The 10,366-nt window shown below is 73.5% G+C and carries 10 protein-coding genes; 5 read left to right on the top strand and 5 right to left on the bottom strand.

Translation table 11 applies throughout. The features are described from left to right. Nucleotides 1–1,452 (bottom strand): MFS transporter (locus tag B9S61_RS12700; protein ID WP_103542348.1); only part of this gene is annotated, 1,452 nt, incomplete at its 3' end. 247 nt (nt 1,453–1,699) lie between these two features. Between B9S61_RS12700 and B9S61_RS12705 the strand changes: the two genes are divergently transcribed. Further along, nucleotides 1,700–3,133 (top strand): MFS transporter, encoded by a 1,434-nt coding sequence (locus tag B9S61_RS12705; protein ID WP_181007352.1) that lies wholly within the window; start codon nt 1,700–1,702, stop codon nt 3,131–3,133. Between the two features lie 230 nt (nt 3,134–3,363). Here B9S61_RS12705 and B9S61_RS12710 read toward each other — a convergent pair whose 3' ends face one another. Then, on the bottom strand, nt 3,364–3,996 hold the full coding sequence (locus B9S61_RS12710; protein WP_103542349.1) for a response regulator transcription factor: 633 nt from the start codon (nt 3,994–3,996) through the stop codon (nt 3,364–3,366). 66 nt (nt 3,997–4,062) lie between these two features. Then, nucleotides 4,063–5,322 (bottom strand): sensor histidine kinase, encoded by a 1,260-nt coding sequence (locus B9S61_RS12715; RefSeq protein ID WP_258039639.1) that lies wholly within the window; start codon nt 5,320–5,322, stop codon nt 4,063–4,065. Between the two features lie 254 nt (nt 5,323–5,576). On the opposite strand from B9S61_RS12715, the gene B9S61_RS12720 reads away from it, so the two are divergent. Beyond that, nucleotides 5,577–6,434: a MaoC/PaaZ C-terminal domain-containing protein gene (locus B9S61_RS12720; protein WP_103542351.1), complete on the top strand. Its 858-nt coding sequence runs from the start codon at nt 5,577–5,579 to the stop codon at nt 6,432–6,434. 108 nt (nt 6,435–6,542) lie between these two features. Here the strand turns inward: B9S61_RS12720 and B9S61_RS40810 are convergent, their stop codons facing one another. Together B9S61_RS40810 and B9S61_RS12725 are read right to left on the bottom strand one after the other, a co-directional pair. Then, nucleotides 6,543–6,710 (bottom strand): hypothetical protein, encoded by a 168-nt coding sequence (locus tag B9S61_RS40810; RefSeq protein ID WP_181007353.1) that lies wholly within the window; start codon nt 6,708–6,710, stop codon nt 6,543–6,545. 97 nt (nt 6,711–6,807) lie between these two features. Further along, nucleotides 6,808–8,046 (bottom strand): hypothetical protein, encoded by a 1,239-nt coding sequence (locus B9S61_RS12725; protein ID WP_103542352.1) that lies wholly within the window; start codon nt 8,044–8,046, stop codon nt 6,808–6,810. A 269-nt stretch (nt 8,047–8,315) separates the two neighbouring features. On the opposite strand from B9S61_RS12725, the gene B9S61_RS12730 reads away from it, so the two are divergent. The 3 genes from B9S61_RS12730 to B9S61_RS12740 form a co-directional block, all read left to right on the top strand. Beyond that, on the top strand, nt 8,316–9,233 hold the full coding sequence (locus B9S61_RS12730) for a Nif3-like dinuclear metal center hexameric protein (RefSeq protein ID WP_103542353.1): 918 nt from the start codon (nt 8,316–8,318) through the stop codon (nt 9,231–9,233). After that, complete coding sequence (locus tag B9S61_RS12735) at nt 9,230–9,973, top strand: zinc ribbon domain-containing protein (protein WP_103542355.1); 744 nt, start codon at nt 9,230–9,232, stop codon at nt 9,971–9,973. Before B9S61_RS12730 ends, B9S61_RS12735 begins: the two co-directional genes overlap by 4 nt. A 12-nt stretch (nt 9,974–9,985) precedes the next feature. Next, nucleotides 9,986–10,366: reverse transcriptase-like protein (locus B9S61_RS12740; RefSeq protein ID WP_146064812.1), on the top strand; the 381-nt coding region annotated here is incomplete at its 3' end.

Genomic DNA, 10,366 nt, shown 5'->3' on the forward strand with positions numbered 1-10,366 from the left:
GCGCTCCAGGTTCGCGTCCTCCTCGCTGCTCGCCCGTAGCCGCGGAAGCTGCTCCGAGGGGCGCGTGCCGGGCAGGAACAGGGCCAGCAGCAGACCCACGGTCACCGCGGCCGTCGCGATCAGGAAGGAGAGGCGGAAGCCGTGCAGGGTCGGGATCTCCACCCCGCCCACGGTGTCGGCCGTGTTCGCCAGCACCATGCCGATGACGGCACTCGACACCGACGTACCGATGGAACGCATCAGCGTGTTGAGACCGTTCGCCGCACCGGTCTCCGAGGCCGGGACCGCGTTGATGATCAGCGCGGGCAGGGAGGAGTAGGCGAGGCCGATGCCCGCGCCGAGGATCACCGAGGTGAGGACGGTCTGCCAGGCGGCGTTCATCAGGCCGAGGCCGCCCCCGTAGCCCGCCGCGATGATCAGCAGGCCGAGGATGAGCGTGGTCTTCGGGCCGTACCGGGCCGACAGCCGGGCGTAGACGGGGGCGGTGAACATCATCGTCACGCCCAGCGGGGCCACGCACAGGCCCGCGACGACCATCGACTGGCCGAGCCCGTACCCGGCGGGCAGCTGGAGCAGCTGGGGGAGGACCAGGGAGACGACGAAGAAGGAGACGCCGACCATGATCGACGCGAGGTTGGTGAGCAGGACCTCGCGGCGGGCGCTGGTGCGCAGGTCCACCAGGGGCGCGGGGACGCGCAGCTCCATCACGCCCCACAGGAGCAGGACCACGACGGCCGCGCCGAGCAGGCCCAGGGTGGTGCCGGAGGTCCAGCCCCAGTCGCTGCCCTTGGAGACGGGGAGCAGGAACAGCACGAGCCCGGCGGACAGGCCCAGCGCGCCCGGCAGGTCGAAGGTGCCCTCGGCGCGCACCGGGGACTCCGGCACGACGGTGAGGGTGAGGACGATCGCGAGGACGCCGAGGCCGGCGGCCCCGAGGTAGAGGGCGTGCCAGTCGGAGTGCTGGGCGACCAGCGCGGCGGCGGGCAGCGCGAGACCGCCGCCGACGCCTATGGAGGAACTCATCAGGGCCATCGCGGAACCCAGCCGCTCGCGCGGAAGCATGTCGCGCATCAGGCCGATGCCGAGCGGGATGGCGCCCATCGCGACGCCCTGGAGCGTGCGGCCGGTGATCATCAGGATGAGATCACTGGTGGACGCGCTGATCAGCGCGCCGATCACCATCACCGCGAGGCTGGCCACCAGCATGCGCCGCTTGCCGTACAGGTCGCCGAGCCGGCCCATGATCGGGGTGGCCACGGCGCCGGACAGCAGGGTGGAGGTGAGGACCCAGGTGGCGTCGGCGGGGGAGGCGTCCAGCAGGCGCGGCAGGTCCTTGATGACCGGGACCAGCAGGGTCTGCATCACCGCGACGACGATGCCCGCGAAGGCGAGCACCGGGACCACGGCCCCGCCCGCTCTGCCGGAGGGACGGTCGGTCGTCGTCTGCGTCATGAAGGGTGCCTCCGGGGCCGGCCGTCTACGGGGGTGGATCACAGGGGCGCACAGGGAGGTACGGGGATGCCCGGTGATACGTGCAATCCGAACCCCGTACACCGAGGCAACTATTCCGATGCGTCGGCACCCTGTCGAAATCTTGACCGTTCCTTGGCCATCGCCGGTACCGGAGGGTCACACGAGACCGCCGCCGGTGGCAACGGTGCCGTAATGCCGATGCGGGCGACGCGGGCCGGTTGAGAGCATGGCGACCATGCTCGAAGCCACCGACACGATCCGCAAGCCCGGACGCGCCTCGCCCCCGACATGGCTGGTGGTGGCGCTGGCCTGTGCCGGCCAGTTCCTCGTCGTGCTGGACATCTCGGTGGTGAACGTCGCACTGCCGTCGATGCGTACGGGGCTGGCGCTCGACGAGCGGGGACTCCAGTGGGTGGTCAACGCGTACTCCATCGCCTTCGCCGGCTTCATGCTGCTCGGCGGCCGCGCCGGCGACCTCTACGGGCGCAAGCGCATGTTCCTCGTTGGCCTCGGCCTGTTCACACTGGCCTCGCTGGCGGGCGGGCTGGCCCAGGCGGACTGGCAGCTGCTGCTGGCGCGGGCGGTGCAGGGGCTGGGGGCGGCCGTGCTGGCGCCCTCCACGCTGACCATCGTCACCTCGGCCGTGCCGGAGGGCGCGGCCCGTGCCCGGGCCATCGCGACCTGGACGGCCGTCGGGGCGGGCGGTGGCGCGGCCGGCGGGTTCGTCGGCGGGGTGCTGGTGGACATGCTGTCCTGGCGGTGGGTGCTGCTGATCAACGTGCCGGTCGGCGCGGTGGTACTGGCCGGGGCCGCCCTGTGGCTGACCGAGAGCCGGGCCGGTGACGGGCGGCGGCTCGACCTCCCGGGCGCGGTACTGGTGACGGCCGGCCTCGCCACCCTGGCGTACGGCATCTCGCAGACCGAGGCGGAGGGCTGGGCGGCGGGGGCCAGTCTGGTGCCGCTGTGCGCGGGGCTCTCCCTGATCGCGCTCTTCCTCGTCGTCGAGGCGCGGAGCAGGGCCCCGCTGATGCCGCTCGGTCTGCTGCGGCTGCGGTCGGTGGCGTCGGCGAACGTGGGGATGTTCCTGAGCGGCTCCGCGATGTTCTGCATGTGGTTCTTCATGACCCTGTACGCGCAGAACGTGCTCGGCTACACCCCGCTGGAGGCAGGACTCGCCCTGGTGCCGAGCTCGCTCGCCGTGATCCTCGGCTCCAAACTCGCGCCCCGCCTGATGCGTACGGCCGGACCGCGCGCGGTGGCGGTGCTCGGCACGCTGATCGCGCTGGCCGGGTTCGGCTGGCAGTCGACGATGACCGCCGACGGGGCGTATCTGACCGCGATCATGTTCCCCGGGATCCTGATGATGCTGGGCGCGGGCCTCGCCGGGACCCCGCTCGCCGCGGTGGCCATGTCCGGCGCGGCGCCGGAGGAGGCCGGCCTGGTCTCCGGTCTGGTCAACACGTCCCGCACGATGGGCGGCTCCCTGGGCCTCGCCGTCATGTCGACCATCGCGGCGACCCACACGGCGGGAGTCCGGACCCCGGAGGCGCTGACGGAGGGGTACGCGCTGGTCTTCGGCACGGGTGCGGTGGTGCTGGCGGTCGGTGCCGTACTGATGTGGGTCTGGCTACCGCGCCGGCCGGCGGCGCCACCACGGTAGGCCCGGCCGGCCGGGAGGAGGTGGGGGTCTGCGCCGGGCCGGTCGGCTTCGCAGGTGCGGCAGGGCAAGGCACGGTGGCGTCCCGACGGGACCGGCCGCGGGCCCGTAGTCCCCGTGGTCACTGGTGCCGGCGCCGGTGCCGTGTGGTGCCGGCCGGTGCTTCGACGTGGGTTCCGCCGCCGTCCGCCCGCACGGTCCGTCCCGGACGAGACGGTGTCCCCGGCCGCCGGTTACAGCCAGCCCTGGTGGCGGGCCTCGTGGAGGGCCTCCGTGCGGTTGCGGGTGCCGGTCTTGCCGATGACGGCGGAGAGATGGTTGCGGACCGTGGACTCCGAGAGGTGGAGGCGGGCTGCGATGTCGGCGACCGTCGCGCCGTCCGCCGATGCCCGCAGGACGTCGCACTCGCGGGCCGAGAGCGGGCTGGGTCCCGCGCTCAGCGCCGCCGCGGCCAGCGCGGGGTCGACCACCGTCTCCCCCGTCAGCACCCGGCGGATCGCCGAGGCCAGTTCCTCCACGGGCCCGTCCTTGACGAGGAACCCCGCCGCGCCCGCCTCCATGGCCCGCCTCAGATAGCCGGGGCGCCCGAATGTGGTGAGGATCAGCACCCGGCAGTCCGGCACCTGCGTCCGCAGTTCCGCGGCGGCCTCCAGACCGCTCATGCCCGGCAGCTCGATGTCGAGGAGAGCGACATCGGGGCGGTGGAGGAGTGCCGTGTCCACGATCACATCACCCGCCGCCACCTGCGCCACGACCTCGATGTCGGGCTCCATCCCCAGCAGCAGCGCGAGCGCTCCCCGCATCATCCCCTGGTCCTCCGCGAGCAGTACCCGGACGGACGTGGCGGGCCGGTGGTCGCGGGGCATCTCGTTCACAGGGGAAGCGTAGGGCGCGGAAGACGGAACGCGCCCGGCCGGTGCGGACACCGTGGCTCAGACCGGGGTCTTCGCACGGTCCGCCGGCCCCGGCCGTGCCCCCGCCGCCACGGGCTCCGGTGCCGCCGCAGGGGTGCCGGTGGAGTCGGCGGTGTCGGCCGGCAGCTCCGCCGAAAGTGTGAAACCCGCCCGCGACGCGTCGTCCCCCTCGGCGTCCCCGTCCCCGTCCCCGTCCCCGCCCACGCCCACGCCCGTGCGCAGTGTGCCGCCCGCCGCAGCGAGCCGCTCGGTCAGACCGTGCAGACCCGTACCGTCCGTGTCCGTCCCGCGGGCGCCGTCACCGTCGTCGGTGATGGTCAGCCGGACCCGTTCCGGTGTCGTCGTGACCGCGATCTCGCAGCGGCCCGCCGCGCTGTGCCGTACGACGTTGGTGACCGCCTCGCGGACCACCCAGCTCAGCAGCACCTCCGTACGCGGTCCCGGCGGCGGACCCGAGCGGCGTACCACCGGGGTGACACCGGCCGCCGTGAGAGCGGAGCGTGCCCGGTCCAGTTCGGTGTCCAGGCTGCCGTCCCGGTAACCCGTCACGGCTTCCCGGATCTCGGTGAGCGCCTGCCGGCCGACCGACTCGATGTCGGTGACCTGGGCGAGCGCCGCGTCCAGATCGCGCGGGGCCAGCCGGCGGGCCGCCTCCGACTTCACGACGATCACCGACATGGTGTGCCCGAGCAGATCGTGCAGGTCACGGGAGAACCGCAGGCGTTCCTCCTGCACGGCCCGCTGGGCCAGTTCCTCGCGTGCCGCCCGCAACTCCCGCACCGTCTCCGCCAGCCGCAGGATCGTGGCCGTCACCACCGTCGAGACCGCCGTCGCGTAGAGGATGCCGAGGGCGCCCCAGCCGTCGTGGACGCAGGAGACCACCCCCGCCACCACGGTCACGGCGACCGCCGTCACCCGCAGCCGCCTCCCGCGCAGGACCACGCCGGTCGCGAGCCCCAGCAGCGGGAAGAACAGCAGCCAACTGCCGCCGTAGCCGATGGCGAGAGCGCAGGTCACCGCGGCCAGCAGAGCGAGCGCCACCCGGGTGGAGAGCGCGTCGCGCCGGCACGGGTGGGTGCTGAAGGCCAGGAAGACGTAGAGCGAGTTGAAGACCAGCAGACCGGCGCCGCCGATCCACGGGTTCGCGGTGGTCCCCTGGAAGAGGTGGGAGAAGGCACCCATGCCGAGCAGCAGCCACGGCAGCAGTCCGAAGCCGCCCGGCGGCACCGCCCGCCACTTCTCCTGAACGCGCCCTTCCGTCCCACATGACCCGGACATGCGATCAGCCCCCATTTCCCGCACGGTTTCCCCGCGCTGTCCCTCAGCCGTCCCTCAGCTGTCGTCACTCCCGACGGTAGGGCCCGCTCCGCCCGCCCGGCAGAGCCGCCCGTACGGTCCTCGGCAGGACGAATGTCCCGCCTGCCGCTCCCGAAGGCACCGTGTCCTCGCCGTGCACGACGTACCGACGTACCGGCATGCAAGATGTACGAGCCTCGCCAGGGACGTCCCCGACGACGGCGATCAGGAGACCCATGCCCCTCGACGCAGCCCGGGCGCTCGCCGCCCCACCCCGTACCGCCCGGATCTCCTGGGCCGTCAAGGATGTCCTGCTCTACCACCTCGGCATCGGCGCGGGCCGCCCCGCCACCGACTCCGGCGAACTGCGCTACACCCTGGAGTCCCGGCTGCACGTCCTGCCGAGCTTCGCCACCGTCGCGGGCGGCGGACCGCCCGGGGTCATCCGCGCGCTGTCCATGCCCGGCGTGGACGTCGACCTGGCCCGTGTCCTGCACGCCGGCCAGTCGCTCACCGTGCACCGCCCCCTGCCCGCCGAGGGCAGCGCGACCACCAGCGACCGGATCGTCGCCGTGTACGACAAGGGCGAGGCGGCGCTCCTCGTCCTGCGCACCGAGGCGGCCGACACCGACGGCCCGCTGTGGACGTGCGACGCGCGGATCCACGTGCGCGGCGAAGGCGGCTGGGGCGGCGACCGCGGCCCGTCCACGCGGGGCGGGGCGCCCACGGGCCCGCCGGACCGGACCCTCGGTGTGGCCGTCCGGGAGGAACAGGCCCTGCTCTACCGACTGACCGGCGACCGCAACCCCCTGCACGCCGACCCCGCGTTCGCGGCGCTCGCCGGGTTCGACCGGCCCGTCCTGCACGGGCTGTGCACGTACGGCATGACACTCAAGGCGGTCGTCGACACCCTGCTCGACGGTGACGTCACCCGCGTCCGCTCCTGCGCCACCCGTTTCGCGGGGGTCGTCCACCCGGGCGAGACGCTGCGGGTCCGGATGTGGCGCGGGGACGGCGAGGTGACGGTGGCCGTGAGCGCCGTCGACCGGGGAGAGGCACCCGTGCTCACGGACACCACCGTCACCCACTCCTGAACCGGTGGACGACGAACGGCCCCGCCCGTCGGTGTGCGACGGGCGGGGCCGTTTCGGACGGACAGCGGCAGGCGGGAGGCGGCGGACCACCCCCGGCCCGACGGGACGTCAGGCAGCCGACTCCACGTGCTCGTTCTCCGGTGCCGGCCTGCGGTGACGGCCGCGCGGGGACGCTTCGGGCTCCTGCGTGGAGACCGGTCCCCGGTGCCTGCCGTGGCCGGAGGTGGCCTGTCCGTCGTCGGTGGACTGCGCCTGGTGTGTGATGACGTCGTTCATCAGAAGGAATTCACCCCGTAAACATGATCTTTCCTACAGCCGGGCGAGTCTATCCGGCCCACCACACCCCGGATCCAGGCGGCCACGCCGACCGCCACTACTTCGTTACAAGCCGTCCCAGAGGCGCCTGTTGCAGGGGCACGGGGCGGGCGGCGGACAGGGATTCGCACACCCCGTACGCCACGGGAGCCTCGGAGGACGGCAGTTCGCCGGGGAGGGCCTGCGACTCCACCCGATGCGCCGGCAGTTCACCCGGCGGGGCCCCCCGGACCTCCGCCCCCGGACGGACCTCCAGCCCCTCCGGCCGCCGCTCCTGCCCCGGCATCCTCAGTACCGCCACACCGCACGGCACCGACCGGGTGGCGTACGGCAGCCGCAGTACCCCGTCCGCCGTCCACAGACCGGCCCCGGCCAACCACCCCGCCGGGGCCGGGACATGGCGCACCTTCCGCTCCGCGGGCCGCCACACCCCGACCCAGCTGCCCGCCGCGCCGTCGACGCGCAGCGCCACCGCGCACCCCTCCGGGGTCAGCATCTGCCCCGGCTGGATCGCGAACGGCGTCACCGTGCAGTCCGGCAGCCGCAGGCACTCCGGGAAGCGCACCGGCAGCGTGCTGCCCAGCACCCCCCAGCCGAGCCGGTCCCGCCCTTGGGAGGGCGCGTCCGAGCGGATCAGCAGCAGACCGCTGTCCGGGTCGGCGAGCAGCACCCGGTCGTCGCTCTCGTCGGTGATCTGCAGCAGCGGGGACATCTCGCCGCCGCGCCCCAGGTCGACCACGACCGCCTTGGTGCGCCCGCCGCTCTCCCGGTCCAGGGCCAGCATCCGCCCGTCCCGGTCCAGCCACACCCCGCCCGAGCAGCGGCCGGGAACCTCCGCGACCCGCTCCGGCCCGCGTGATCCGCCCGCGACCAGCCACACCGAAGTCGACTCCCGGCCCACGGCGAGGGCGTACGCACGCTCCCCGCCCGGCGCGGGTGGCAGCAGCCGTAACCGCGCGGCCTCGTCCTGGCACCCGACCGTGCCGAGCGGCAGCTCCCCGGTGCCGGTGCCGGCCGGGTACAGCAGGGAGAAGGCGTGCCGTCCGTCCACCAGCCGGTGGATGAGGACCCGCCCGTCGCCGAGCGGCTGCACCTCCGTACCGGGCTCCTCGGGCTGGTTGCCGGGCAGGGGTACCGCGTAGGGCTCGGGTCCGCCCAGGGTCCAGCGCTCCGGGAAGAAGGAGTCGCCGGCGAGGGCGAGGCGCGCGGCGTAGCTCCCGTCCGTGGTGATGGCGCAGCCCGCCCGCCCGGCTCCGTTCTCGTGTCCCGTCGCAGGTTCGATGGCACAGACCGTCATTGTTCGGTCACCTCCGGTGACTAACGGTAGTTATCGCACCTCCCGCGATGGACCGCTGAGCCCTCGCTTCACACATAAGGGTGCTCCAGGAACGATTCGCCTGAGGGCAGGGAGGGGTTGTGCTCCAGGAGCCGGAACGGCGGTGCGGAATCACTCCCCGGCGGTCGCGGCCACCGGTCGACGGAGCGAGGCGCCGGGACGGCCGGCGGCCGGCTCCGGGGGAGCGCCGCCGGTTCGGGCGCGCAGGCCGGCCAGGTAGCCTTGGCGGCGTGCCCCGTCTGTCAGAAGTCATCGCCGCGCTGGAGAACCTGTGGCCCGCCGAGCGGGCCGAGTCCTGGGACGCGGTCGGCACCGTCGTGGGCGATCCCGGCATGCAGGTCCGACGGGTCCTGTTCGCCGTCGACCCGGTCCAGGAGATCGTCGACGAGGCGGTGGGACTGGACGCCGATCTGCTCGTCACCCACCACCCGCTCTATCTGCGCGGAACGACCACGGTCGCGGCCTCCACCTTCAAGGGCCGCGTGGTGCACACCCTCATCAAGAACGACATCGCGCTGCACGTCGCCCACACCAACGCCGACAGCGCCGACCCGGGTGTCTCCGACGCCCTCGCCGGCGCCCTGGACCTCAGGGTCGTACGGCCCCTCGTGCCGGACCCGTCCGATCCGGACGGCCGCCGGGGCCTCGGCCGCGTGTGCGAACCGATCCACCCGCTGACCGTCCGCGAACTCGCCGCCCGCGCCGCCGAACGGCTCCCCGCCACCGCGCAGGGCATCCGCGTCGCCGGCGATCCCGACGCGCCGGTACGCACGGTCGCCGTCAGCGGCGGATCCGGCGACAGCCTCTTCGACCACGTCCGGGCCGCCGGCGTGGACGCCTTCCTCACCGCGGACCTGCGCCACCACCCGGCCTCCGAGTTCATGGCGGCCGGCACCCCCGGTTCCCCCGCGCTGCTCGACGCGGCGCACTGGGCCACCGAGTGGCCCTGGTGCGAGCTGGCCGCGGCGCAGCTCGACGAGGTCTCCGACCGCCACGGATGGGACCTCAGGGTCCACGTCTCGAAGACGGCCACCGACCCCTGGACCGCCCACGCGGCGTCCACGGCCCGTCCGTCGCCCACCACCGCCGTACCGGGGAGCGCCGTGCGCGCCCCTTCCGATCCCGACACATCTGGAGCCCCCAACTGAACGCCGAGCCCGCCGACCAGATCCGACTCCTCGACGTCCAGGACCTCGACGTCCGTCTCCAGCAGCTCGCCCACAGGCGCCGGTCGCTTCCCGAGCACGGCGAGATCGAGTCGCTGAACCGGGACCTCACCCAGCTGCGCGACCTGCTCGTCGCCGCGCAGACCGAGGAGAGCGACTGCGCCCGCGAGCAGACCAAGGCCGAGCAGGACGTCGACCAGGTGCGCCAGCGTGCCGTCCGCGACCAGAAGCGCCTCGACTCGGGGGCCGTCTCCTCGCCCAAGGACCTGGAGAACCTCCAGCGCGAGATCGCCTCCCTCGCCAAGCGGCAGGGCGACCTCGAGGACGTCGTCCTGGAGGTCATGGAGCGCCGCGAGTCCGCGCAGGACCGGGTCACCGAACTGACCGAGCGGGTCGGCTCCGTCCAGGGGAAGATCGACGACGCGACCGTGCGCCGGGACACGGCCGTCGAGGCGATCGACGCGGAGGTGGCCTCCGTGACGAAGGAGCGCGAGGTCGTCTCGGGCTCCGTACCCGCCCCGCTGTTGAGCCTGTACGACAAGCTGCGCGCGCAGCAGGGCGGTGTCGGCGCGGCGAAGCTGTACGCCCGCAGCTGCCAGGGCTGCCGCCAGGAACTCGCCATCACCGAGCTGAACGAGATCCGCTCCGCCGCTCCCGACACGGTGATCCGCTGCGAGAACTGCCGTCGCATCCTGGTGCGTACGTCCGAGTCGGGGCTGTAGGGGTTCGTGGCCGTGCGGGAGTTCATCGTCGAGGCGGACGGCGGGTCGCGGGGCAACCCGGGGCCCGCGGGCTACGGGGCCGTGGTGAGCGACGCGGCGACGGGGGAGACCCTGGCGGAGGCGGCCGAGTACCTCGGTGTCGCCACCAACAACGTCGCCGAGTACCGGGGCCTGCTGGCCGGCCTGAACGCCGCCCGCGCGCTGGACCCGCAGGCGCGGGTCCACGTCCGGATGGACTCCAAGCTCGTCGTCGAGCAGATGACGGGCCGCTGGAAGATCAAGCACCCGGCGATGAGGCCGCTGGCGGCGGAGGCGGCCCGCGTCTTCCCGCCGGAGCGGGTGACGTACGAGTGGATCCCCCGCGAGCGGAACAAGCACGCCGACCGCCTGGCC

The organism is Streptomyces sp. SM1 (assembly GCF_002910825.1).
Lineage (GTDB): Bacteria > Actinomycetota > Actinomycetes > Streptomycetales > Streptomycetaceae > Streptomyces > Streptomyces okerensis.

What these genes read in the sequence shown, in the direction of transcription:
- B9S61_RS12705 (WP_181007352.1), top strand. Translation starts at nt 1,700, where the DNA reads ATGGCGACCATGCTCGAAGCCACCGACACGATCCGCAAGCCCGGACGC.
- B9S61_RS12710 (WP_103542349.1), bottom strand. Translation starts at nt 3,996, where the DNA reads ATGCCCCGCGACCACCGGCCCGCCACGTCCGTCCGGGTACTGCTCGCG.
- B9S61_RS12715 (WP_258039639.1), bottom strand. Translation starts at nt 5,322, where the DNA reads ATGTCCGGGTCATGTGGGACGGAAGGGCGCGTTCAGGAGAAGTGGCGG.
- B9S61_RS12720 (WP_103542351.1), top strand. Translation starts at nt 5,577, where the DNA reads ATGCCCCTCGACGCAGCCCGGGCGCTCGCCGCCCCACCCCGTACCGCC.
- B9S61_RS40810 (WP_181007353.1), bottom strand. Translation starts at nt 6,710, where the DNA reads ATGAACGACGTCATCACACACCAGGCGCAGTCCACCGACGACGGACAG.
- B9S61_RS12725 (WP_103542352.1), bottom strand. Translation starts at nt 8,046, where the DNA reads ATGACGGTCTGTGCCATCGAACCTGCGACGGGACACGAGAACGGAGCC.